Annotated in this window: 20 protein-coding genes; 5 read left to right on the top strand and 15 right to left on the bottom strand. The window is 71.5% G+C overall.

Annotation, left to right across the window (positions count from 1 at the left end):
• Positions 1 to 25 precede the first annotated feature (25 nt).
• Entirely contained in the window at positions 26 to 943 is a 918-nt protein-coding gene (gene pdxS / locus SACE_RS09845) for a pyridoxal 5'-phosphate synthase lyase subunit PdxS (RefSeq protein ID WP_009948985.1), read from the bottom strand.
• A 214-nt stretch (positions 944 to 1,157) separates the two neighbouring features.
• Here pdxS and SACE_RS09840 point away from each other — a divergent pair, with 214 nt between their 5' ends.
• Positions 1,158 to 3,272, top strand: coding sequence for an elongation factor G-like protein EF-G2 (locus SACE_RS09840; RefSeq protein ID WP_029621907.1), 2,115 nt, complete (start codon positions 1,158 to 1,160; stop codon positions 3,270 to 3,272).
• A 43-nt stretch (positions 3,273 to 3,315) separates the two neighbouring features.
• On the opposite strand, the gene pgsA is transcribed toward SACE_RS09840, so the two are convergent.
• From pgsA to SACE_RS09810, 6 genes are all read right to left on the bottom strand, one after another.
• Positions 3,316 to 3,924 carry a phosphatidylinositol phosphate synthase gene (gene pgsA / locus SACE_RS09835; protein WP_009948988.1) on the bottom strand — a complete coding sequence of 203 codons (609 nt, stop codon included), beginning with the start codon at positions 3,922 to 3,924 and terminating at the stop codon, positions 3,316 to 3,318.
• A gap of 92 nt (positions 3,925 to 4,016) precedes the next feature.
• Complete coding sequence (locus SACE_RS09830; RefSeq protein WP_009948989.1) at positions 4,017 to 4,808, bottom strand: SDR family oxidoreductase; 792 nt, start codon at positions 4,806 to 4,808, stop codon at positions 4,017 to 4,019.
• A 54-nt stretch (positions 4,809 to 4,862) separates the two neighbouring features.
• Positions 4,863 to 5,438: an HIT family protein gene (locus SACE_RS09825; RefSeq protein ID WP_009948990.1), complete on the bottom strand. Its 576-nt coding sequence runs from the start codon at positions 5,436 to 5,438 to the stop codon at positions 4,863 to 4,865.
• The gene (thrS, locus tag SACE_RS09820; RefSeq protein WP_009948991.1) at positions 5,435 to 7,459 is read right to left on the bottom strand and encodes a threonine--tRNA ligase; all 2,025 of its coding nucleotides are present in this window, start codon (positions 7,457 to 7,459) and stop codon (positions 5,435 to 5,437) included. Before thrS ends, SACE_RS09825 begins: the two co-directional genes overlap by 4 nt.
• 154 nt (positions 7,460 to 7,613) lie before the next feature.
• Positions 7,614 to 9,707: a putative bifunctional diguanylate cyclase/phosphodiesterase gene (locus tag SACE_RS09815; RefSeq protein ID WP_009948993.1), complete on the bottom strand. Its 2,094-nt coding sequence runs from the start codon at positions 9,705 to 9,707 to the stop codon at positions 7,614 to 7,616.
• Between the two features lie 15 nt (positions 9,708 to 9,722).
• Positions 9,723 to 10,532: an SAM-dependent methyltransferase gene (locus tag SACE_RS09810; RefSeq protein ID WP_009948994.1), complete on the bottom strand. Its 810-nt coding sequence runs from the start codon at positions 10,530 to 10,532 to the stop codon at positions 9,723 to 9,725.
• 330 nt (positions 10,533 to 10,862) lie between these two features.
• Between SACE_RS09810 and SACE_RS09805 the strand changes: the two genes are divergently transcribed.
• On the top strand, positions 10,863 to 12,215 hold the full coding sequence (locus tag SACE_RS09805; RefSeq protein WP_009948995.1) for an FAD-dependent oxidoreductase: 1,353 nt from the start codon (positions 10,863 to 10,865) through the stop codon (positions 12,213 to 12,215).
• 72 nt (positions 12,216 to 12,287) lie between these two features.
• Here SACE_RS09805 and SACE_RS09800 read toward each other — a convergent pair whose 3' ends face one another.
• The 3 genes from SACE_RS09800 to SACE_RS09790 all read right to left on the bottom strand — a co-directional run bounded on the left by SACE_RS09800 (position 12,288) and on the right by SACE_RS09790 (position 15,036).
• A complete protein-coding gene (locus tag SACE_RS09800) occupies positions 12,288 to 13,205 on the bottom strand; it encodes an IS3 family transposase (protein WP_231849960.1) in 918 nt (305 codons plus the stop codon).
• Positions 13,139 to 13,609 (bottom strand): helix-turn-helix domain-containing protein, encoded by a 471-nt coding sequence (locus tag SACE_RS39075; protein ID WP_231849959.1) that lies wholly within the window; start codon positions 13,607 to 13,609, stop codon positions 13,139 to 13,141. Before SACE_RS39075 ends, SACE_RS09800 begins: the two co-directional genes overlap by 67 nt.
• 128 nt (positions 13,610 to 13,737) lie before the next feature.
• A complete protein-coding gene (locus SACE_RS09790) occupies positions 13,738 to 15,036 on the bottom strand; it encodes an enolase C-terminal domain-like protein (protein ID WP_011873527.1) in 1,299 nt (432 codons plus the stop codon).
• A gap of 228 nt (positions 15,037 to 15,264) precedes the next feature.
• On the opposite strand from SACE_RS09790, the gene SACE_RS09785 reads away from it, so the two are divergent.
• Positions 15,265 to 16,725, top strand: coding sequence for an aldehyde dehydrogenase (NADP(+)) (locus SACE_RS09785; protein WP_009942505.1), 1,461 nt, complete (start codon positions 15,265 to 15,267; stop codon positions 16,723 to 16,725).
• A gap of 47 nt (positions 16,726 to 16,772) precedes the next feature.
• Here SACE_RS09785 and SACE_RS09780 read toward each other — a convergent pair whose 3' ends face one another.
• Positions 16,773 to 17,324, bottom strand: coding sequence for a TetR/AcrR family transcriptional regulator (locus tag SACE_RS09780; RefSeq protein WP_011873525.1), 552 nt, complete (start codon positions 17,322 to 17,324; stop codon positions 16,773 to 16,775).
• 53 nt (positions 17,325 to 17,377) lie between these two features.
• Here SACE_RS09780 and SACE_RS09775 point away from each other — a divergent pair, with 53 nt between their 5' ends.
• The gene (locus tag SACE_RS09775; RefSeq protein ID WP_009942507.1) at positions 17,378 to 18,433 is read left to right on the top strand and encodes an FAD-dependent monooxygenase; all 1,056 of its coding nucleotides are present in this window, start codon (positions 17,378 to 17,380) and stop codon (positions 18,431 to 18,433) included.
• Positions 18,434 to 18,614: 181 nt separating this feature from the next.
• Here the strand turns inward: SACE_RS09775 and SACE_RS09770 are convergent, their stop codons facing one another.
• The gene (locus SACE_RS09770; RefSeq protein WP_009942508.1) at positions 18,615 to 19,448 is read right to left on the bottom strand and encodes a putative RNA methyltransferase; all 834 of its coding nucleotides are present in this window, start codon (positions 19,446 to 19,448) and stop codon (positions 18,615 to 18,617) included.
• An 86-nt stretch (positions 19,449 to 19,534) separates the two neighbouring features.
• Between SACE_RS09770 and SACE_RS09765 the strand changes: the two genes are divergently transcribed.
• Entirely contained in the window at positions 19,535 to 20,953 is a 1,419-nt protein-coding gene (locus tag SACE_RS09765; RefSeq protein ID WP_009942509.1) for a lipase maturation factor family protein, read from the top strand.
• Between the two features lie 39 nt (positions 20,954 to 20,992).
• Here the strand turns inward: SACE_RS09765 and SACE_RS09760 are convergent, their stop codons facing one another.
• The 3 genes from SACE_RS09760 to SACE_RS09750 form a co-directional block, all read right to left on the bottom strand.
• On the bottom strand, positions 20,993 to 22,222 hold the full coding sequence (locus SACE_RS09760; RefSeq protein ID WP_009942510.1) for an SAM-dependent methyltransferase: 1,230 nt from the start codon (positions 22,220 to 22,222) through the stop codon (positions 20,993 to 20,995).
• 24 nt (positions 22,223 to 22,246) lie between these two features.
• Entirely contained in the window at positions 22,247 to 23,629 is a 1,383-nt protein-coding gene (locus SACE_RS09755) for an FAD-binding oxidoreductase (protein ID WP_009942511.1), read from the bottom strand.
• Between the two features lie 299 nt (positions 23,630 to 23,928).
• Positions 23,929 to 24,111: a hypothetical protein gene (locus tag SACE_RS09750; protein ID WP_009942512.1), complete on the bottom strand. Its 183-nt coding sequence runs from the start codon at positions 24,109 to 24,111 to the stop codon at positions 23,929 to 23,931.
• Positions 24,112 to 24,140 lie beyond the last annotated feature (29 nt).

Raw genomic sequence — 24,140 nt, 5'->3', positions numbered from 1 at the left:
TCGCACCGGCCCCACGACGCTCAGGTCACCAGCCGCGCTTGGCGTAGCGCTGCTCCTGTTCCAGGTCGTCGACGTTGATGCCGACCATGGCCTCGCCGAGGCCGCGCGAGACCTTGGCGATCACGTCCGGGTCGTCGTAGAAGGTGGTGGCCTTCACGATCGCCTCGGCGCGCTGGGCGGGGTTGCCGGACTTGAAGATGCCCGAGCCGACGAAGACGCCCTCGGCGCCGAGCTGGCGCATCATCGCCGCGTCGGCCGGAGTCGCGATGCCGCCCGCGGTGAACAGCACGACTGGCAGCTCACCGGTCCTGGCGATCTCGCGGACCAGCTCGACCGGGGAGCGCAGCTCCTTGGCCGCCGCGTACAGCTCTTCCTCGCCGAGCACCGACAGCCTGCGGATGTCGGCGCGGATCTGGCGCATGTGGCGGGTCGCCTCGACGACGTTGCCGGTGCCCGCCTCACCCTTGGAGCGGATCATGGCCGCGCCCTCGGAGATGCGGCGCAGCGCCTCGCCGAGGTTGGTGGCACCGCAGACGAAGGGCACCGTGAAGGCCCACTTGTCGATGTGGTGGGCCTCGTCGGCGGGGGTCAGCACCTCGGACTCGTCGATGTAGTCGACGCCGAGCGACTGCAGCACCTGCGCCTCGACGAAGTGCCCGATGCGCGCCTTGGCCATCACCGGGATGGACACCGCGTTGACGATGCCCTCGATCATGTCCGGGTCCGACATCCGGGCCACGCCGCCCTGGACGCGGATGTCGGCGGGCACCCGTTCCAGCGCCATCACGGCCACCGCACCGGCGGCCTCGGCGATCTTGGCCTGCTCGGGGGTGACCACGTCCATGATCACGCCGCCCTTGAGCATCTCGGCCATGCCGCGCTTGACGCCGTCGGTTCCGGTCACCGGCTGCGCGGTGGGGCTGCTGGCGGAGGTCTCGGTCACTGTCGGCCTTTCTCGAAGTCAACGCCTTGCGCTACCAGGCTAGAGCCGAACTGGACCATTCGCGCAGTCCACTACACCGCTTTCCTGGTAGTCCACTTCCGCTCCCCCGTGCGGGACCCCGTCCTATGCGGTTACCTCCCTTGCACGACTCGCGGGACAGGTGTGTGATCGGGGACACACTGGTCCGCGTCAGCTATCCGCGCAGGGAGCAGCCATGGGGAGCAAGCAGAGCAGCACAGTGGGAGGTCATGCCGGGCCGGCGCCAACCGACCCGGCCATGATCCGCAACGTAGTCCTGGTCGGGCCTTCGGCGTCCGGCAAGACCACGCTGGCCGAGGCGTTGCTCGCCGCGACCGGCACCGTCAACCGCGCGGGCTCGGTGGTCGAGGGGACCACCGTGTGCGACCACGAGCCCGCCGCCATCGAGCAGCAGCGTTCGGTAGGGCTGGCCGTCGCGCCGATGCAGCACGGGGAATACCGGGTCAACCTGATCGACACCCCCGGTTACGCCGACTTCGTCGGTGAGCTGCGGGCCGGTCTGCGCGCGGCCGACGCGGCGCTGTTCGTGGTCTCGGCCGCCGAGGGGGTCGACGCCGCCACGCAGACGCTGTGGCACGAGTGCGGCGCGGTCGGCATGCCGCGCGCCGTGGTCATCTCGCGGCTGGACGCGCCGCGCGCCAACGTCGAGGCCGCCATCGCCTCCTGCCGCGAGGCGTTCGGCTCCGGCGTGCTGCCGCTGTACCTGCCGCACCACGACGGCGACGGCTCGGTCAACGGCCTGGTCGGGCTGATCACCGCCAGCATCTACGACCGCGAGGGCGTCAGCGACGCCGACCGGGAGGTCAAGGGCCGCATCAGCGGACCGCGCGACGAGCTGATCGAGAGCATCATCTCCGAGAGCGAGGACGAGTACCTGATGGAGCGCTACCTCGGTGGCGAGACCATCGACGAGCAGACGCTCATCGCCGACCTGGAGACCGCCGTCGCCAGGGGCGGCCTGCACCCGGTGATGCCGGTGTGCGCGGTGACCGGCGTGGGCGTCCCCGAGCTGCTCGACGGCATCATCCGCGGCTTCCCCTCGCCGCTGGAGCACAAGCTGCCGCAGTTCACCGACCCGGACGGCCGGAACCCGCGCACCCTCACCCCCGACCCGTCGGGACCGCTGGCGGCCGAGGTGGTGCACACCTCGGTCGACTCCTACGTGGGCCGGGTGTCGCTGGCCCGGGTGTTCTCCGGGACGATGCGGCCCGAGCGCCCGGTGCACGTCTCCGGGCACGGCATGGCCGAGCGCGGCCATCCCGACCACGACGAGGACGAGCGGGTGGCCCACCTGTACTCGCCGCTGGGGCAGAACCTGCGGGAGGTCTCGCACTGCGTCGCGGGCGACCTCTGCGCGCTGACCAAGATCGGTTCCGCCGAGACCGGCGACACCCTGTCCGACCCGAGCGACCCGCTGCTGCTCACGCCGTGGCCGATGCCCGAGCCGCTGCTGCCGATCGCGGTCACCGCGCACACCCGCAGCGACGAGGACGCCCTGGCGCGCAACCTCAACCGGCTCATCGCCGCGGACCCGAGCCTGCGGCTCGAACGCGCCAGCGAGACCCACCAGCTCGTGCTGTGGTGCATGGGCGAGGCGCACGCCGAGGTCGTGCTGCAGCGGCTGCGCGAGGGCGGCGCGGAGATCGACACCGAGCCGGTGCGAGTCGCGCTGCGCCAGACCTTCGCCCAGTCGGCCAAGGGCCACGGCCGCCACGTCAAGCAGTCCGGCGGGCACGGCCAGTACGCGGTGTGCGACATCGAGGTGGAGCCGCTGCCGCGCGGGTCCGGCGTGGAGTTCGTGGACAAGGTGGTCGGCGGGGCGATCCCGCGCCAGTTCATCCCGAGCGTGGAGAAGGGCGTACGCCACCAGATCGAGAGGGGCATCGAGGAGGGCCAGCCGCTGGTGGACCTGCGGATCACGCTGGTCGACGGCAAGGCCCACAGCGTCGACTCCTCCGACGCGGCGTTCCAGACCGCGGGCGCGCTCGCGCTCAAGGCCGCGGCCGAGCAGGCCGGGCTGGTCACCCTCGAACCGCTGGACGAGATCGAGGTGCACATCCCCGACGAGCACCTCGGGGCGGTGCTGGGCGACCTGTCGGGACGCCGGGGCAAGGTCGTCGGGACCGAGCCGGAGGACGCCGGGTGGACGGTCGTGCGGGCCCACGTGCCCGCCAGCGAGCTCACCCGCTACGCCATCAACGTGCGGTCGCTGAGCTCCGGCAGCGCCCGGTTCACCAGGCAGTTCGAGCGCTACGACCAGATGCCGGAGGCCCTGGCGGGCAAGAAGTGAGGCCCCCGCTCCGGGCGTCGGCGACCGGCGTCCGGAGCCGTCCTCACGGCCGCTGCTCGGCGCTGACGTGCACCGCGTGCAGGCGCTGCGCGATCGTGGCCAGCGACAGTGCCACCAGCAGCCACAGCGCGACGTCGAGGACGACGGGCACGCCGAGGCCGTGCAGCCCGGTGCCGACCAGCACCACGATGAACCGCTCCGCCCGCTCGGCCAGCCCCCCGTCGGCGTGCAGCCCGTTGGCCTCCGCGCGCGCCTTGACGTAGGAGATCACCTGCGCGCCCACCAGGCAGATCAGCAGCGCCGCGCCGCGGGTGGTGTTGCCGTCGACCACCAGGGCCCACCACACCAGCGCGGCGAACAGCGCGCCGTCGACGATGCGGTCGCAGCTGGCGTCGAGCACCCCGCCGAAGCTCGACGCCTTGCCGCCCGCGCGGGCCATCGCCCCGTCGAGGACGTCGAACAGCAGGAACACCGTGACCACGGCGCTACCGACGAACAGCTCGCCGCGGGGGAAGAACCACAGCGCGGAGGCCGACGCGGCGACCGCGCCGGTCACGGTCACCGCGTTCGGGGTGAGGCCGAGCCGGACCATGGCCGTGCCGACCGGATCGGTCAGCCGCGACAGCGAGGCTCGCGCGAAGATGTTCAGCATTGCCGGAAGCTCTAACCGCCTGTGCACCGTGGTTGCCGCCTACTCCGTGCAGAGTAGCCGTCCTGATCACCGCGCACGCCGAAGGCGGGCGGTCAACCGCGGTTCTCGTGCAGGAATTCCCTCCAAGTGGTCCGGCCACCCGGCCCGGTGGTCAGGTGTCCCGCCCGGAACGCCCGGCCCAGCTCGCCGGGGATGCGCAGCGGCAGGACCGGACGGCGCCGGCCGCCCCCCTCCAGCCAGCACCGGGCCGCCTCGTCGAACGACAGCACCTGCGGGCCGCCGAAAACCTCCACGGCGCGGGACGCGGCCCGTCCCGCCTGCTCGACGAGCCGGTCGGCCGCGTCCCGCGGGTCGACCGGCTGGACGGGGACACCGCGGTCTGCGACCAGGACGCCCAGCCGGGCCATCGCGGTGAACGCCCGGTCCACGAAGTCGTGGAACTGGGTGATCCGCACGATCGACCACGGCACCGCGCTCGCGGCGAGCGCCTCCTCCGCGGCGACCTTGGTCCTGAAGTAGCCCCAGGGCACGTGGTCGATGCCCACGATCGACGGGTAGACCAGGTGCTCGACACCGGCGCGGGCGGCGGCATCCGCGAGCCGCCGGGTTCCTTCCAGGTCCACCTGCCGGGTGTAGCGGCCCCGGTAGGGAGCCGCCGCGAGGTGCAGGACGGTGTCCACCCCGGCGAGGGCCCCGTCGAGCCCGGCACCGGTGGCGATGTCGGCGACCACCCACTCGACCGGCCCCCGCGCCTGCCGCGCCCCGCGGCTCGCCGCACGCACCTCGAAGCCCGCCTCGACCAGCCGAGGGGTCAGGGCACTCCCCAGCACGCCGGTCGCACCGGTCACCAGAACACGCTTGCCGCGCTTGAACTCATCGGTCACACCGTCCTGACGAGACAGCTCGCCGAGGCGTGACAGCCGGCCTTCGGGCCGGCCTCAGCCGAGCTCGCGCCAGGCGTCGGCGAGCAGCTTGCGGGTCTCGCCCAGCAGCTGCGGCAGCACCTTGGTGTGGCCGATGACCGGCATGAAGTTCGAGTCGCCGCCCCAGCGCGGCACGACGTGCTGGTGCAGGTGCGCGGCGATGCCCGCGCCGGCGACCGGCCCCTGGTTCAGCCCGATGTTGAACCCGTGCGGAGCCGAGACCCGGCGGATCACCCGCATGGCGCGCTGGGTGTACTCGGCGACCGCGACGGTCTCCTCGGCCGTCAGGTCCGTGTAGTCGGCGACGTGCCGGTACGGCAGGACCATCAGGTGCCCCGGGTTGTACGGGTACAGGTTGAGGATCGCGAACACGACGTCGTCACGCGCGACGATCAGCGTCTCGTCGTCGGGCAGCCCGGATTCGAGCAGCCTGCAGAACGGGCAGCCGTCGCTCTCGTCGCTCTCCGGCTTGTTCTCGCCCTGGATGTAGGCCATCCGGTGCGGGGTCCAAAGCCGCTGGAGCGCGTCCGGAACGCCGAGACCCGGCTGCTCGACCAGTTCCACGTCCTCCGGGCCGGGCCGACCGTTCACGCCAGCTCCGCCTGGAAGGTCTCCGCGGTCGGCGAGGAGTTCTCCCGGCGCTCGACCCAGTGGGCCAGCGCCGCGACCGCGGTGTCCACCGGCACCCCGTTGATCTGGGTGCCGTCGCGGAAGCGGAACGAGACCGCGTCGGCCTCGACGTCCTTGCCGCCCGCCAGCAGCAGGAACGGCACCTTCTGCGTGGTGTGGTTGCGGATCTTCTTCTGCATCCGGTCGTCGCTGGCGTCGACCTCGACGCGGATCCCCTTGGCGCGCAACGCCTTGGCCACCCGGTCCAGGTGGTCCAGGTGCTCGTCGGCGATCGGGATGCCGACCACCTGCACCGGCGCCAGCCACGCCGGGAACGCACCCGCGTAGTGCTCGGTCAGCACGCCGAAGAACCGCTCGATGGAGCCGAACAGCGCCCGGTGAATCTTGATCGGCCGCTGCCGGGAGCCGTCGGAGGAGGTGTACTCCAGCTCGAAGCGGTCCGGCAGGTGGTAGTCGACCTGGATGGTCGACATCTGCCAGGTGCGGCCCAGCGCGTCCTTGGCCTGCACCGAGATCTTCGGGCCGTAGAAGGCCGCGCCGCCCGGGTCGGGCACCAGCTCCAGGCCGGAGGACTCGGCCGCCTCGCGCAGCGCCTCGGTGGCCACCCGCCAGCTCTCGTCGTCGCCGACGTACTTCTCCTCGTTGCGGGTGGACAGCTCGAGGTAGAAGTCGTCCAGGCCGAAGTCGCGCAGCAGGTTGAGCACGAAGTTCAGCAGCGACTTCAGCTCGTCCTGCAGCTGTTCCGGGGTGCAGTAGATGTGCGCGTCGTCCTGCGTCATGCCGCGCACGCGGGTCAGGCCGTGCACCACGCCGGACTTCTCGTAGCGGTAGACCGAGCCGAACTCGAACAGCCGCAGCGGCAGCTCGCGGTAGGAGCGCCCGCGGGAGCGGTAGATCAGGTTGTGGAACGGGCAGTTCATCGGCTTGAGGTAGTAGTCCTGCCCGGGCTTGCGGACCTCGCCGTCCTCGTCGCGCTCCTCGTCGAGGTGCATCGCCGGGAACATGCCGTCCTTGTACCAGCTCAGGTGGCCGGAGGTCTTGAACAGCGCGTCCTTGGTGATGTGCGGGCTGTAGACGAACTCGTAGCCGGCCTGCTCGTGCCGCCGCCGCGAGTAGTCCTCCATCTCCTTGCGGATGATCCCGCCCTTGGGGTGGAACACCGGCAGCCCGGAGCCGATCTCGTCGGGGAAGGAGAACAGGTCCAGCTCCGAGCCGAGGCGGCGGTGGTCGCGGCGCTCGGCCTCGGCCAGCAGCTCGAGGTGCTCGTCGAGCTTCTCCTTGGACTCCCACGCGGTGCCGTAGACGCGCTGGAGCTGCTGGTTGCTCTGGTCGCCGCGCCAGTAGGCGGCGGCCACCCGCATCAGCTTGAACGCCGGGATGTAGCGGGTGTGCGGCACGTGCGGGCCCCGGCACAGGTCGCCCCAGACGACCTCGCCGTGGCGGTCGACGTTGTCGTAGACGGTCAGATCGCCGCCGCCGACCTCCATGACCTCGCTGGTGTCGACCTCGTCGCTGCCGGACTTGAGGTCGACCAGCTCCAGCTTGTAGGGCTCGCCCGCCAGCTCCTCGCGGGCGGCCTCCACGGAGTCCAGCCTGCGGCGGGAGAACTTCTGCCCGGACTTGATGATCTGCTTCATGCGCTTCTCCAGCGCCTGCAGGTCCTCCGGGGTGAACGGGTGCTCGACGTCGAAGTCGTAGTAGAACCCGTCGCGGACCGGCGGGCCGATGCCCAGCTTGGCCTCGGCGTGCAGCTGCTGGACGGCCTGGGCCAGCACGTGCGCGGCGGAGTGCCGGATGACGCTGCGGCCCTCCTCGGTGCAGGCCGCGACGGCCTCCACCTCGACGTCGGACTCCGGGGCCCAGGACAGGTCGCGCAGCGCGCCCTCGTGGTCGCGGACCACGACGACGGCGTCGGCCCCCTTCGACGGCAGCCCCGCCTCGAGCACCGCCTCACCGGCAGTTGTGCCCGCCGGAACCTTCACCCGGGGAGCTTGCTGGGCGGCAGAAGGCTGAACGGACACGGTTACTCCCAAATGACTGGTTCCTGGGTACTGGGGCCGGCGACCCCGGCACGGCGGACACGCTTCGCACATCGATGCTATCGGCCGGTCGCCAGCGCGTTCGCGCCAGCTCCGGTCAGCGGCCGATCATCCCGGCGATCTCACCGGCCGAGGCGGGGCCGCCGGTGTAGGGGCCCTGCACGCCGCGCACGCCCAGCCGCTGGAGCCGCTTGGCCTGCTCGTCGGTGTGCACGCCGCGCGCCACCACCGGCAGCCGAAGCAGCCTGGCCGACTCCACCAGGCTGAACACCAGGTGCTCGTCGAGCGGGTCGGGCCCGCCGGGTTCGGCGAAGCTGTCCAGGTACTCGCCGGTGATCTGGACCGCATTCAGCGGCAGCGGGCGCAGCCGCGGGACGAGGGCGTGGTCGCGGCCGAAGTCGTAGATGGCCGGCCGCACGCCCATTTCGGCGAGGATCTCGAGCGCGTCGAGCGGGTCACCGCCGTGGTCGAACAGCGCCGACTCGGGCACGCCCAGCGCCAGGTGGCGCGGCGGCAGCCCGGAGGTGCGCAGGATGCGCTGCAGGTCGCCGACGAGCTCGGGGTCGCGGAAGTGCCGCTCGGAGAGGTTGACCCCGGCGACCGGGGCCGCCTGGCCGAACCGCCGCACCCACGCCAGCGCGTGCTCGCACACCCGCTCCAGCATCCAGCTGCCCAGCCGGGCGATCATCCCGGTCTCCTCGGCGAGCCCCACGAAGATCTCCTCGCCGAGCTCGCCGAGCTCGGCGTGGTCCCAGCGCAGCCGGGCGTCGACGCCGACCACCGCGCCGGTCTCCAGCCACACGATCGGCTCGTACTCGACGAACAGGTCGTTCTGCTGCAACGCGGCGGGCATGGCCGCGGAGAGCTTGAAGCGCATGCGGGCGTCGGCGTTGCGCTCGGGGTCGAACAGCGTCCACTGGTCGCGTCCGGCGGCCTTGGCCCGGTAGAGCGTGATGTCGGCGTCGCGCAGCAGCTCGTCCGGACTGGTACCGGCGACCTCGCGCTCGACAACGCCGACGCTGGCCGAGGCGGTCAGCTCGTGGCCGCCGATGTGCACGGGCCGGGTGATCTCGGCGAGCATCCGCTCGACCAGCTCGAGCTGGCCCGCGGTGCCCTGAGAGTCCGGGGTGAGCACGACGAACTCGTCGCCGCCCATCCGGGCGGTCAGCATGCCCTCCTGCCCGGTGACGGTCTGGATGCGGTGGGCGATGGCGCGCAGCAGGTCGTCGCCGATGGGGTGGCCGAGGCTGTCGTTGACCGCCTTGAAGCCGTCGAGGTCGAAGTAGCACAGCCCGACCCGCCTGCCCGGGTAGGTCTGTTCGAGCGCGGAGTCCAGCCGGGTCTTGAGCAGCGTGCGGTTGGCCAGCCCGGTCAGCGGGTCGTGGGTGGCCTGCCTGCGGAACTGCTCCTGCAGCATGTGCCGCTCGGTGATGTCCTCGTAGAGCAGGATCTGGTAGCCGGGCTCGCCGCGGGCGTCTCGGACCAGCGACGCCGAGAGCTGGGTCCAGATGTGCGCGCCGTCGGGGCGGGTGTAGCGCAGGTCGCGCTGGAAGCGCTCGGTCTCGCCGGCGGCCAGCTCGGCGTCCGCGGTGCGCAGGTCGGCCAGCCAGTCCTCGTCGACGAGGTCGAACAGCGTGCCGCCGACCAACTGCGTGCCGACGCCGTCGAAGATCTGCTCCATCGACGGGTTGACCTCGTCGATGGTGCCGTCGAGCCCGGCGATGGCGATGCCCAGCGCGGAGGAGACGAACACCGCCCGCGACCTGGCCTCGCTGGCGCGCAGCGCCTCCTCGGCGGCGTCCCTGGCGCGCAGCACCGCCTGCTTGATGACCTCCTGCTCGGCCAGCGTCCGCTCGCGCAGCCGCCGCGCGTACCCCGCGCCCAGCGCGCCGAGGACCGCGTTGATGCGGCCCGGCTCGGCCTCGGCCACCAGGCGCGGGAGCTCGGCGGCCAGCAGGCGCAGCGTGCGGGCGACGGCGGTGGTGTTGGTCAGGTGGATCCCGACCATCCGCTCGCCGACGCCTGCCGCGAGGTCGGCGGAGGCGTCACCGCCGGTCATGGCGGTGGCCAGCTCGTCGAGCCGGTCGGCCAGGAACGCCTCCAGGTCCTGGCGCGCCATCGGCACGTAGCTGGTGTTGATGATCTCCCGGGTCCACCGCTTGGCCAGCTCGGCGCGGTGCGGTCCGGACATCCCGGCAGGCCGCATCTAGATCTTTCGCCCCAGGACCCCGTAGACGATCGACCGCTCCGGCTCCTCCCACACGTCCTCGTCGGTGTCGGGGTGCCAGGAAGGCACGTACACCACGCCGGGTTCGACGAGTTCGAACCGCGACATCAGATCGACCACCTCCTGACGGGTGCGGGAGACCACGGGATTGCTGCTGTTCTTGTACAGGTCGATGATGCTTCGCAGACTCTCGGGGTGGTGGTCGCAGGTCGCGTGCGACACGCCGAGGTAGCTGCCCGGTGCCATCCGGTCGTGGTAGGCGCCGATGATCTCCTGCGGGCGCTTGGAGTCCGGCACGAAGTGCAGCAGCGCGATCATCAGCACGCCCACCGGCTGGTCGAAGTCGAGCAGCCGCCGCACCTGCGGCGAGTCCAGCACGCCGGGGACGTCGGCCACGTCGGCGTGCACGACCTCGGCGTTGTCGTTGCCGTCCAGGATGGTCTCGGCGTGGGCGACGGCGACGGGTTCGTTGTCGACGTAGACCACGCGCGCGCCGGGGTCGACCTGCTGGGCGATCTCGTGGACGTTGCCCGCGGTCGGGATGCCCGAGCCGATGTCGAGGAACTGCCGCACGCCCTTGTCGAGCAGGTAGCGCACCACCCGGCGCAGGAAGGCCCGGTTGTTCTGGGCGAGGTCGCGGACGTTGGGCACCGCCGCCTCGACGTTGCGGGCGAGCTCGCGGTCCACCGCGAAGTTGTGCGCTCCTCCCAAATAGTAGTCGTAGCAGCGGGCGGCGCTGGGCACTTCCAGGTCGACGCCCTTGGGCAGCCAGTTCGGCCGCGACTCCATCGCTGGATCCCCTCGTTCGGCGGTATCCCGGGCCGGCGATCACCCATCGCACTACCCGGTTGTCAGCACATCGGGTGGATGATCATCCGCATCCTAGTGTCACAGCCCGAAGTCGGTCACGTACCGAATGTGCTTACGATCTCGCCGACACTTCCGCGTCTCCCCGCCCGAGGGGCGGCTATGAGCATTGTCACCGTCCGCATGTCGGGATCGCTGGTAAGGCATGCCTAACATGGAAGTGATCCAGTGTCAGACCACGGCTCAACGACGGGCCGGCAGAGCGTTCGATCCGCGGCCATGCGAGGGCTGGGGAAGCAGGAGGAAGATCAGATGACCCGCGCACTGCGAGTGGCCATCGTCGGGGCAGGGCCCGCCGGCGTCTACGCCGCCGACATCCTGACCAAGTCCGAGACCCCGGTGGACATCGACCTGCTGGACCGGATGCCCGCGCCCTACGGGCTGATCCGCTACGGCGTCGCGCCCGACCACCCGCGCATCAAGGGCATCGTCAACGCCCTGCACCGGGTGATGGAGAAGCCGGAGATCCGCTTCCTGGGCAACGTCGACTACGGCGTGGACGTCAAGCTGGACGACCTGCGGCGCCACTACGACGCGGTGATCTTCTCCACCGGCGCCGACAAGGACCGCGAGCTCGACATCCCCGGCGCCGACCTGCCGCAGAGCCACGGCGCCGCGGAGTTCGTGTACTGGTACGACGGCTACCCCGAAGCGCCGCGCGACTGGACCCTGGAGGCCGAGCAGGTCGCGGTGGTCGGCGCGGGCAACGTCGCGCTGGACGTGGCGCGGGTGCTGGCCAAGCAGGCCGACGACCTGCTGCGCACCGAGATCCCGGACAACGTCTACCAGGGCCTCAAGGCGTCCAAGGTGACCGACGTGCACCTGTTCGCCCGCCGCGGCCCGGCGCAGACCAAGTTCACCCCGCTGGAGCTGCGGGAGCTTGACCACCAGGACGGCATGGAGCTGGTCGTGCACCCCGAGGGCTTCGAGCTCGACGAGGCCAGCGAGGAGGCGATCCGGACCAACAACCAGGTCAAGACGATCGTCAAGACGCTGCAGGACTGGGCGCTGCGCGACCGCAAGGACAACACCCCGCGGCGGCTGCACTTCCACTTCCTGCGCAGCCCCGCCGAGATCATCGGCACCGACCGCGTCGAGGGCCTCAAGACCGAGGTCATGGAGCTCAACGGCGACGGTTCGGTGCGCGGCACCGGTGAGTTCGAGACCCTGCCGGTGCAGGCGGTCTACCGGGCGGTGGGCTACCTGAGCTCGCCGCTGGCCGACCTCCCGTTCGACCACGGCACGGGCACCGTGCCCAACGACGGCGGCCGGGTGCTCGACCTCGACGGCGAGCACATCCCGGGCGTCTACACCACGGGCTGGATCAAGCGCGGCCCGGTGGGCCTGATCGGCCACACCAAGGGCGACGCCCTGGAGACGATCAACAACCTGCTGGCCGACCTGGACTCCTTCACCCCCGCCGAGCAGCCCGAGCGCGACAGCTTCCTGCGCCTGCTGGACGAGCGCGCCGTGGAGTACACGACGTGGGAGGGCTGGAACCTGCTCGACGCGCACGAGAAGTCGCTGGGCGAGGCCGAGGGCCGGGAGCGGGTCAAGGTCGTCCCGCGCGAGGACATGGTGCGCATCTCCCGCCCGGAGAGCTGATCGCGACCGACCGAGGAGGGGCCCGTGCGATGCGTGAACTGGTCCCCGGGAGTTGGACCGACTAATTGAAGGCTAGTTGGTGGGGGTCTGGGCTCGGTATTCGGCCGGGCTCAGACCCTTCATCGTGGTGGAGATGCGGGTGGTGTTGTACCAGTCGAGGTAGTCGTCGAGGGCGGTGGTGAGGTCCTTGGCGGTGTCGAACTGGTTGTGGTGGAAGAGTTCTTCTTTGAGGTGGCCGAAGAAGTTCTCGGCCAGGGCGTTGTCCAGGCAGGTGGCTTTTCGGGACATCGACTGTGTCAGGCCGGCGTTGGTGAGGAGTCTGCGCCAGGAGGCGTGCTGGTACTGAAATCCCTGGTCGGAGTGCACCAGCGGGGTTTGCCCTGGTTCGAGTGTGGCGATGGCCTTGCGTAGCGAGGAGTTCGTCAGCTCCGTGTTGGGTGAGGTGCTCCCGGAGTAGGCCACGACGGACCGGTCGAACAGGTCGATCACTGGGGACAGGTAGATCTTGCCGGTGCCGACGCGGAACTCGGTGACGTCGGTGACCCACTTGGTGTTCGGCGCGGTCGCGGCGAACTCGCGGTTGAGCACGTTGGCGGCGATCGTGCCGACCTCCCCTTTCCAGGACACATACGGTCGGCGGCGCCGGACCTTGCAGACCAGGCCCAGGGCCCGCATCAGTTTCAGCACGGTCTTTTTGGCGACCTGCCAGCCCCGGCGGACAAGGATCGTGTGAACCCGCCGATGCCCGTACCGACGGTGGGCCTGCTCGAAGACCTCCGTCACCGCTTCTTTGAGGTCTGCCTGCGGATCTTCGGCGTCCATCCGGGCCTGGTGGTAGAAGAATGTCGAGCGGGCTACGCCCGCGACCGCCAGCAGCACAGCCAGCGGGTACTGCGCCTTGAGAGTGGCGATGACCTGGGTCTTTACTTTCGCCCCTGCGCTCTCAAGGCCCGCAATTTTTTCAGGTAGGCGTTTTCGGCAGCCAGACACTGGTTCTCCTGCCGCAGCCGTTGCACCTCGCTGAGCTCGCCCTCGGGTGGTTCCGGGGCGCCTGGCGGTCGGCCTCGCCGCTTGGGCCGCAGCGCGTCCTCACCCTCACGCCGGTACTTGCGCACCCAGGTCTCGACCAGCTTGGGCGAGGACAGGGCGTACTCGCGGGCCAGTTCCGCCGTGGTGGCCTCGCCGTCAAGGAACCGACGCACGACTTCGAGCTTGAACTCGAACGAGAACGACTGCTTCGGTTTCATGATCAGCGCTCCCGCGCCTCGCAGGACCCATCGGTGCCGCAAGCGTCTCACCGCCGTGCGCGACACACCCAACCGGGCCGCGACGACCTTCGCCCCGTAACCAGCCTCGAACAAAGCCACGGCAGCCTCACGCTGCCGCTCCGACAACGAACTACCTGGATACAAGAACCGCTCCCCAAGAGCTGGAACTGGATTTCCAGTCCAACCCTCGGGGAGCAGTTCAGATTGCGCGGGCCCCTTCCGCTTTCCGGTCCGGTGCGTGGAGATCGCGCCCGTCAGTGCCAGGCCCCGCCGCCCGGGAAGCGGTAGCGCTCCAGGGTGTCCCGGCGGATCTCGGCGCTGTAGCCCGGGGCTTCCGGCGGCAGGTAGCGGCCGTCGCGCAGCCGGACCGGGTCGAGGAAGTGCTCGTGCAGGTGGTCGACGTACTCGATCACCCGGTTCTCCAGCTCGCCGCTCACCGCGACGTAGTCGAAGATCGAAAGGTGCTGCACCAGCTCGCACAGCCCCACTCCCCCGGCGTGCGGGCACACCGGGACGCCGTGCGCGGCCGCCAGCAGGATCGAGGCGACGGCCTCGTTGACCCCGCCCAGCCGGCAGGCGTCGATCTGGCAGATCCCGATCGCCCCGGCCTGCAGGAACTGCTTGAACATCACCGGGTTGTGCGCGTGCTCCCCGGTGGCCACGTGGGTGGGCGCGATCTCGCGCTGGATGGTGGCGTGGCCGAGCACGTCGTCGGGACTGGTCGGCTCCTCGAACCACCAGATGCCGAACTCTGCCAGCCCGCGGTGCCATTCCACGGCTTCGGCGACGCCGAGGGTCTGGTTGGCGTCGATCATCAACCGCCGGTCCGGTCCGATGATCTCGCGGGCGATGCGGCAGCGCCGCCGGTCGTCGGCCAGGTCCGCGCCGACCTTGAGCTTGACCGAGTCCCACCCCTCGTCGACCGCCTGTTGGCACAGCCGCCGCAGCTTGGCGTCGTCGTAGCCGAGCCAGCCCGCACTGGTGGTGTAGGCCGGGTAGCCCTCCCGGCGGATGCGGGCTTCCCGCTCGGCGCGCCCCGGCTCGGCGCGTTCGAGCAGGTCGACGGCGGCCTCCGGGGTGAGCGCGTCGCGCAGGTAGCGCCAGTCGACCAGGTCGGTGATCTCGCGCGGGGACATGTCGGCGAGCAGCTTCCAGACGGGCTTGCCCGCGAGCTTGGCCGCCAGGTCCCACGCCGCGTTGACCACCGCGGCCGTGGCCAGGTGGATGACGCCCTTGTCCGGTCCGAGCCAGCGCAGCTGGCTGTCGGCGGTGAGGTGGCGGGCGAACGCGCCGAGGTCGCCGACGATGTCGTCGACCGGGATGCCCCGCGCCCGGTTCGCCACCGCCCGGACCGCCGCGACCACCAGGTCGTTGCCGCGCCCGATGGTGAAGGTGAAGCCGTGCCCCTCCGGCACCGCCGGGTGATCGGTGCGCAGCACGACGTATGCCGCGGAGTAGTCGGGCGCCGGGTTCATCGCGTCGGATCCGTCGAGCTGCCGTGAGGTGGGGAAACGCAGGTCGACGGTTTCGAAGTCCACTACGCGTGCGGTCATTCGGTCACTCCCGCTGCTCGGTCGACACGGTGCCGACTGCCATCGTGGCCCACCGAGACCTCCGATCAAACCCCGCGCTCGGCCGCGGCCCGCGCATCCGCGGCGTTCTCCAGTCTTGATCCATCCGATGTCTTTGGCCGGACCAAACCCGGCCGTGTCGTACTACGGTGGGCCGCGGGGCGAAGGAGCCGCCGCAGATCGCAGAGCACCGCAGATCGCAAGGGAGCCATGTTGACCGCGACCGACCCGATTCCGGACACCACCGCAGCAGATCTCGAAGCCGTGCTCCAGCGGGCGGCCGGGGCGGCCGAGTCCTTCGGGGCGTTGCCGCCCGCCGAGCGGGCCCGGCTGCTCGGCGCCGTCGCCGACGCGCTGGACGCGGCGGGCACCGAACTGCTGCCGGCCGCCATGGCCGAGACCAACCTGTCCGAGGCCCGCCTGACCGGCGAGCTCAAGCGCACCACCTTCCAGCTCCGGCTGTTCGCCGAGGTGCTGGCCGAGGGCTCGTACCTGGGGGCCACCATCGACCCGGCCGACGACGGTTTCGCCCTCGGGCCCAAGCCGGACCTGCGCCGGATGCTGGTACCGCTCGGCCCGGTGCTGGTCTTCGCGGCCAGCAACTTCCCGTTCGCCTTCAGCGTTCCCGGCGGCGACACCGCCTCGGCGCTGGCGGCCGGCTGCCCGGTCGTGGTCAAGGCGCACCCGGGCCACCCCCGCCTGTCGGCGCGGGTCGGCGAGATCATCTCGGCCGCGCTGTCCGAGCACGGTGCCCCGGAAGGCGCGTTCGGCGTCGTGTTCGGGTTCGAGACCGGCACCGCCGCGCTTCGCGACCCGCGCGTGAAGGCCGCGGCCTTCACCGGCTCGGTCCCGGCCGGGCGGGCGCTGTTCGACATCGCCGCCTCGCGTCCGACGCCGATCCCGTTCTTCGGCGAGCTGGGCAGCCTCAACCCCGCCTTCGTCACCCCGGCGGCGGTGCGCGCCCGCGGCGCGGAGATCGCCAAGGGCTTCGTGACCTCGTACTCGGGCAACGCCGGGCAGCTGTGCACCAAGCCCGGTCTGCTGTTCCTGCCCGCCGACCACGGGCTGGAGGACGCACTGGCCTCGCAGTCGCGAGAGGTCGGGCTGCACCGGATGCTCAGCGACCGCCTGCACGAGGGCTACTGCTCGCGGCGCGCCGAGGTGACCGGTGTGCCGGGCGTGCGGGTGCTCGCCGAGGGCGAGGTCTCCGACGGCACCGTGCCGACGCTGCTCACCACCGATGTCCAGACCTTGCTGGCGAACCGGGAAACGCTGCTGGAGGAGGTCTTCGGCCCGCTGTCCATCGTGGTCACCTACCGCGACGAGGACGAGGCCCGGCAGGCGGCGGAGGCGTTCGAGGGCAACCTGACGGCGACCCTGCACGCCGAGGAGGAGGACTCGGAGTTCGGCGCGAGCCTGCTGAACCGGCTGCGGGACCGGGCGGGGCGCCTGCTGTTCAACGGCTGGCCGACCGGTGTCGCGGTGTCCCCCGCGATGCAGCACGGCGGCCCCTACCCCGCCACCACCGACTCGCGCTTCACCTCGGTGGGCACCGCGGCCATCGAGCGCTTCCTGCGTCCGGTGACCTACCAGAACGTGCCGCAGACGCTGCTGCCGGAGGCGCTGCGCGACCACAACCCGTGGAACGTGCCGCGCCGGGTCCACGGCTGATGGCGGCGGCCGGGTGCGGCCCGTGCGGGTGCCCGCACCCGGCCGGTTCAGCTGAGCAGTCCGCGCAGCAGGGGCTCGACGTCGTCGGCGAGGTCGCCGTCGCGGTCGGCCTCCAGCAGGCGCTGCTCGAGCAACCCGTCGGCGAAGGCCAGCAGCAGTTCGGCGTGCCGGTCGGGTTCGGCCGAGCCGACGCCTCGCAGCCAGCCCGCCGTGACCGGCCGCAGCGGGTGGCAGCGCCGCAGGTCGGCGCACAGCTCGGGGTCGGTGGCCGCCTCGGCGGTCAGCACGCGGCGCGCCAGCGCGACCGGGCGCCCGGCGCCGAGCCGGTGCCGCAGCAGCGAGGCCACCGCCTCGGCCAGCTCGCGGACGTCGGCCGGACTGCGCCGTCCCGCGAGGGCGAGCACCGCCCGTTCGTCCCGGGCCACGAGGTGCGCGGACACCCCGTGCAGCAGGGCCTTCCTGGTGCGGAAGTGGTTCGAGGCCGAGCCCGCGGGCAGTCCTGCGGTCTCGTCCACACCGCGATGGGTCAGCGCCCGCAGGCCGCGCACGGCCAGCAGCTCCACCGCGGCGTCCAGGACCTGCTCCCGACGGGTGCTCATCGCGCGGATCATATATGTGCAACTTTGTACTACATCCGCAGTACAGTGCGGCGATGACCGGACGGGCGATCATCGTGGGCGGTGGCGTCGGCGGACTGGCCTCCGCGGTCGCGCTGCACCGCGAGGGATGGGACGTCGAGGTCCACGAGCGCGCACCGCGGATCTCCGGTCCCGGCAACGCCCTGACGCTCTGGCCCGACGCGCAGGAGGCGCTCGACGCGCTCGGCATCGGCGACGCGGTCCGGGCCTGCGCGCCGTTGCACGAACACTTCGAGCTTCGCAGGCCGGACGGCCGCCTGATCACCTCGGTCGACGTCGGCAGGGAGGGCGAGGGCCCCAGTCCGCGGGTGCTCACCCGGAGCTCGCTGATGCGGCTGCTGCTCGACGAGCTGCCCTCCGGTGCGGTGCACACCGACAGCGACATCGACCCCCACGTCGCGCTGAGCGCCGAGTGCGACGTGCTGGTCGGCGCCGACGGCGTCCACAGCCGCATCCGCACCGCGCTGTTCCCGGCGTCGCGGCCGCGCTACATGGGCTGCGTCGCGTGGCGGGGAACCGCCGATGTCAGCACCGACTTCCACGGCCAGACCTGGGGTCCGGGCCGCAAGTTCGGGGTCGTGCCGGTCGAGGGCGAACCGGCCCACTGGTTCGCCTGCCTCACCGCTCCCGCCGACTACCGGCTCGGCGCCCACCACCAGGAGCTGCGCTCCCTGTTCGCCGGCTGGCACGACCCGATCCCGCGGCTCATCGAGGCCACCCCGGAGTCCGAGATCGTCCGCGACGAGGTCAGCCAGCTCGTGCCCGCGCCGGAGACGTTCGCGGTGGACAACGCCGTGCTGGTCGGCGACGCGGCGCACGCGATGACACCCGACCTCGGGCAGGGCGCCTGCCAGGCGCTCATCGACGCCGTGACGCTGGCCGCCTGCCTGCGCGGCGCCGCCGACCCCGGGCAGGCGCTGGCCGACTACGACCGGGCCCGGCGCCGCCCGACGCGCCGGATGGCCACCGCCTCGCGGGTGCTCAACCGGATCTCCCGGGCGCGGACGATGCCCCGCGCGAGGCTGGGCGCGATCCGCATCGCCCTGCGGCTGCCGGTCGCGCGGAGCTGACCCGCCGCGCTTCGGGCGCGGGGCCTTGATCCCCGACGCTTCCGGCGCGGGGTCTCGACCCTCAGCGCTTACGGCACGGGCTCCTGATCCGCCGCACTTCGGGCGCGGGTCATGATCCAGCCGCTGCCGGCCGCCTTCCCGCCCGGTAGAGCGGCCTGCTCCCGACGACGGCCGGAGCCGCCTACTCCCGGCGGTAGACCGAGACCGTGACCGACGCCGTGACCGGCACCGGCTCGGGCAGCGCCGCGATGCGCGCGCCGATGTCCTCGGCGGAGGAGTGCCACGCGCTGGGGCCCATGCCCACCACCGCCTCGGCCTCGGCGCGGTCCAGCCGCATGGTGAACTCGCACGTCCGCTGCCCGACCGGCTCGAACAGTCCGCCGAGCTGCTGGTCGAGCCGCTCCTGCTTGCGCTCGTCGACGCTGAGCAACCCGAGCTCGGCGACCAGTCCGCCGAGGTGACCGGGATTCGGCGTGACGACGACGAGCCGCCCGCCCGGCCGCAGCACCCGGTGCATCTCGGCGGCGTTGCGGGGCGCGAAGACGTTGAGGACCGCTGATGCGCCCGCGCTGCGCACCGGCAACGCCCGCCAGGCGTCGGCGACCGCGGCCCCGACCCTGGGGTGGATCTTGGCCGCCCGCCGGCACGCGTACTTCGAGACGTCGAGCGCGAGCCCCGTCCCGGGTATGGCGTCGACGACCCTGGCCAGGTAGTGACCGGTGCCCGCACCGACGTCGACGACGCAGCCGCCCTCCGGGCGCGCCTCGGCGACGGCGTCGCGGACCTGGTCTGCGATCGGGTCGTAGTGGCCGGCGGCGAGGAACGCCGCGCGGGCCGCGACCATCGCCGCGGTGTCGCCGGTGGCGGCGGGCGGATGTCCGGTCAGCAGGCTCACGTAGCCTTGGCGGGCCAGGTCGAACACGTGTCCCGACGCACAGCGCAGGCTCTGCCCGGCGGCTGCCAGCTCCGCACCGCAGTGCGGGCAGACCAGCACGCCCACCACGTCGTCCAGCAACCCGCAACCTCCACACCGCGTGCTCCGTCAGCGATTCTAGAGACGGCCCGGCACGCTGGAACCACGGTCGAGGCGAGGAGGGATCGATGAACTGGCAGTGGTTCGTCAGCGCCGACTACGCCCAGGCGCGCTTCGTCGTCCAGCACCTGCTCGCCCTCACCTACCTGCTGGCCTTCCTGACCGCGGTCAACCAGTTCCGGCCGCTGCTCGGCGAGCACGGGCTCACCCCGGTCCCGCGCTTCCTCGCGGCAGCCGGGTTCCGCCGGGCGCCGAGTCTGTTCCACCTGCACTACTCGGACCGGTTCTTCGCCGCGGTGGCCTGGCTCGGCACGGCGGTCAGCGCGGCGGTGCTGGCCGGGGCAGCCGACGTGCTGCCGCTGTGGGCTTCGATGGTGGTGTGGGCGCTGCTGTGGGTGCTGTACCTGTCGATCGTCAACATCGGACAGGTCTGGTACTCCTTCGGCTGGGAGTCGCTGCTGCTGGAGGCCGGTTTCCTGGCCATCTTCCTGGGGCCGGCGCACGTGCCGCCACCGATGCCGGTGCTGTGGCTGATGTGCTGGCTGCTGTTCCGCGTCGAGTTCGGTGCCGGGCTGATCAAGATGCGCGGGGACTCCTGCTGGCGCGACCTCACCGCGCTGTACTACCACCACGAGACCCAGCCGATGCCGGGGCCGCTGAGCAGGAGGTTCCACCAGCTTCCCCGGCCGCTGCACCGGGTCGAGGTCGCGGCCAACCACTTCACCCAGCTCGTCGTCCCCTTCGGACTGTTCGCCCCGCAGCCGGTCGCCTCGGTGGCCGCGGTGATCGTCGTGGTGACGCAGCTCTGGCTGGTGCTCAGCGGCAACTTCGCGTGGCTGAACCTGGTCACCATCACGCTGGCCTTCGCCGCGATGGGCCCGCAGGTGCTGGGATGGCTGCCGGTCCCGCTCCCCGACTCGCCGGCGCCCGTCTGGTGGCTGGCGCTGGTTCTGGTGCTGACCGCCACGATGGTCGCGCTGAGCTACTGGCCGGTGCGCAACATGCTCGGCAGGCGCCAGGTCATGAACCGCAGCTTCAACAAGCTGCACCTGGGCAACACCTACGGCGCCTTCGGCAGCATCACCCGCACCCGCTACGAGGTCGTCGTGGAGGGGCGCGACGGCGGCTCGCGGTGGCGGGAGTACGACTTCAAGGGCAAGCCGGGCGACCCGATGCGCCGCCCGCCGCAGGTGGCGCCCTACCACCTGCGGCTGGACTGGCTGATGTGGTTCTGCGCCATCTCGCCCGGCTACGGGCGCGGCTGGCTGCCGCGCTTCCTGGAAGCCCTGCTGCGCAACGACCGGCACGTCCTGAAGCTGTTGCGCCGCAACCCCTTCCCGGAGTCCCCGCCCACCGAGGTCCGCGCGCGCTTCTTCCGCTACCGCTTCACCACCGCGCGCGAACGCCGCGAGACCGGCGCCTGGTGGGTCCGCGACCCCGTCGGCGAGTACGTCCCGCCGGTGTCCCTGGACGACCTGGCGAGATGACCCGCGGGCCGCTGGTCAGCCGTGGCGCGACTCGCGCGATCACCAGGCCGGGCGCAGCGGCATCCGGGCGTCGGTGCCGTCCAGGCGCACGCCCAGAACCTGGTGCAGCTGCACGACGTTGAGCTCGAAGCCCAGGCGGCAGGCCGCCATGTAGAGCCGCCAGACGCGGGCGCGTTCGGGCCCCACCTCCTGCACCGCCGCGGACCAGTTCGCGTCGAGGTTCGCGCACCAGCCGGCCAGGGTCAGGGCGTAGTGCTCCCGCAGGTTCTCCTCGTGGCGCACCTCGAAGCCGTTGTCGTTCATCGCCGACACCAGGGTGCCGACCGGCTCCAGCTCGCCGTCCGGGAAGACGTAGCGGCCGATGAACTTGCCCGGCCGGGAGCCGTGGCTGCCGTCCGGCCTGGTGATGCAGTGGTTGAGCAGCCTGCCACCGGGCTTGAGCTTGTCGTGCAGGAAGGAGAAGTAAGCCGGGAGCTGCGCCGCTCCGATGTGCTCGGTGAGCCCGATGGAGCTGACCGCGTCGAAGCCGGTCTCCCGGACGTCGCGGTAGTCCAGGTGGCGCACCTCGGCCAGGTCGGCCAGCCCCCGCTCGGCGATGGCCTTCTGCGCCCACTGCGCCTGCTGCCGCGACAGGGTCACGCCCAGCGCCCGCACGCCGTAGTGCTTGGCCGCGTGCATCACCATGCCGCCCCAGCCGCACCCGACGTCGAGCAGCCGCATCCCCTTGGCCAGCCCGAGCTTGCGCGCCACCAGGTCGTGCTTGGTGAACTGCGCCTCCTCCAGGCTCGAGCCCGCCTCCGGGTACACCGCGCAGGTGTAGGCCATCGAGGGGCCGAGCACCCACTCGTAGAACCGGTTGGAGACGTCGTAGTGGTGCGAGATGGACAAGCTGTCGCGCCTCTTGGAATGCCGCCAGCCCCGCGGCCGGTACTCCTGGGCCGGCGGACGCACCGGCCACCACAGCCGCAGCCCGCCCAGCCTGGCCATGAGCGCGAGCCGGGTCTTCAGCGGCACGTCGCTGACCGTGATCGCCGGGAAGCTCGACAGCGCGGTGTACATGTCGCCGTGCACTTCCAGCGCGCCCGTGACGTAGGCGCGGGCCAGCCCCAGCTCACCCGGGGCCGCCGCCAGGTGCGACATCGCCAGCGGCGAACGGATCTCGATGGAGACGTCCGCGCCGGCCCTGCCCGCGCGGCTCCCGTCGTAGGCGCGGAACTCGACCGGGACGTCGTGCCCGAGGATGCGCGGGAACACCTCTGCCAGCCCCATCACCGAAACTCCTTCCCCTGCGCGTCACTTCTCCCGGACGCACTTGTCGTAGAGGCCCGGAAGACGTCCGTCCGGGTCGTAGCGCTCCTTGAGGCGCTGGTAGGCGGGGCGGTTGTACAACCGCCAGAACTCGTCCTCGCCGTAGTAGGCGTTGGAGTACAGGGACTTGTGCCCGTCGAGCTCGCTGACCACGCGCTCGATCGCGCGGTTGTGGGTGCCCGGCTCCTCGCCCGGACGCAACGGCACCGCCGACCAGAAGCCGACGTTGACGTAGAGCGTGTCCGGGTCCATCGGGTACAGCGGCCAGCCCTTCCGGTCGCGCAGGCGCACCGGGCACAGCCAGACCGGGCTGATCCCGGTTTCGGCGTGGAAGAACTCCAGGAACTCCGCCAGCCGCCCGACCGGGATCTCCACGTCCTGGATCACCGGCTCGTTGCCGCCACCGCCGCGCAGCCTGGAAAGCCGGTCGGTGAGGCCGAACCTGCGGTCCCACGACACGATCCGGCGGTAGACGTCGGAACGGCGGTAGCGCCGCGGCCAGAACCGCCGCACCAGCGGGTGCTGGACGCCGAAGGCGCGCGAGCACCAGAACCAGTCGGTGTCCCAGCGCCACAGGTAGTCGCGGATGGACAGGTGGTCGGTCTGCCGCGTGCGCAGCGAGCGGTAGTAGACCTGCTGGCCGGTGTAGTCGCTGGTGGGCGGGGCGTCCGACCGGTACTCCCCCAGCGTCAGGTACTGCTCGTCGGCGGAGAACACGGTGCCGTCGAGGAAGTCGACCGGGTGGCCGTCGTGGGCGCGGTCGCGGCAGATGCTCGCGATGGCCTCGGCGCACTCGCCGGCCGAACCGAAGCGCAGGTGGCGCAACCGCACGTAGGACTGCACCGGCTCCAGCTCGATCTCCAGGCGCAGCGCGTAGCCCAGCGTGCCGTAGGAGTTGGGGAACCCGCGGAACAGCTCGGCGTGCTCGTTGTCCGGGCGGGCGACCACGACCCGGCCGTCGCCGGTGAGGATCTCCATCTCCCGCACCGACTCGTGCGGCAGGCCGTTGCGGAAGGAGGTCGACTCGATGCCCAGCCCCGCGATGGCGCCGCCCAGCGTGATCGTCTTCAGCTGCGGCACGACCAGCGGGATGTGCCCGGAAGGCAGGTGCGCGTCGACGATGCTCTCGTAGGTGGCCATGCCCTGGACCTGGGCGGTGCGGGTCGACGGGTCCACGGCCAGCACCCGGTTGAGGCGGCCGACGTCGAGCCCTGGTCCGGCGGCGGGGTCGCGGAACCGGAACAGGTTCGAGGTCGCCTTGGCCAGGCGCACCGGTTCGCCCGCGGGCAGTCTCGCGTAGTTCTCGGCCAGCGCGGCGACCTCGTCGGTGTGACTTGCCGGAATGACCGTTCCCCGCTCGGTTCCCATGAGTCGACCTTATGACCGCTGATGTCGGTGGGCATCCCACGCGCGGATGCCGCTGTCCAGCCGCTCGGGTGATCAAGCAGCCGAATACGCGTACGAAGGACATTGACGCGCGGTCGGCGGCGAAGCGGCTGAACGCCCTCGGCCGAGCGAACCCGCAGGCAGGAGAGCTGACAGGCCGTCCGGAGCCATCGGGAGTACGGTCTGCCGCACATCGTTCGCAACAGCCGGGCGGCGGCGAGCGATCTGGATCACACTAACGGGGTTGCCATGGCTGAGCGGCGAATCCGCACCGTCGGCGACTACACGGCGCGCACGGCGGGCCCCGCCGACGCCGACGGGGCCCGGATCTCACCGCCGGGAGCCTCGGCGACGAACAGCTCCTGCCCCGGGGCGGCGAAGTAGGCGCCGTCCATGTCGATCACGCCGGCGTGCCAGCGCGGGATGCAGCCGGTGCCCAGCACGCGGTAGAACGTGTCGAGCATGACCGAGGCGCGGTCAGCGCGCCGGCGGC

Origin of the sequence: Saccharopolyspora erythraea NRRL 2338, from assembly GCF_000062885.1 — a bacterium.
Classification (GTDB): Bacteria; Actinomycetota; Actinomycetes; order Mycobacteriales; family Pseudonocardiaceae; genus Saccharopolyspora_D; species Saccharopolyspora_D erythraea.
This window is presented reverse-complemented; position numbering and strand designations above follow the sequence as displayed.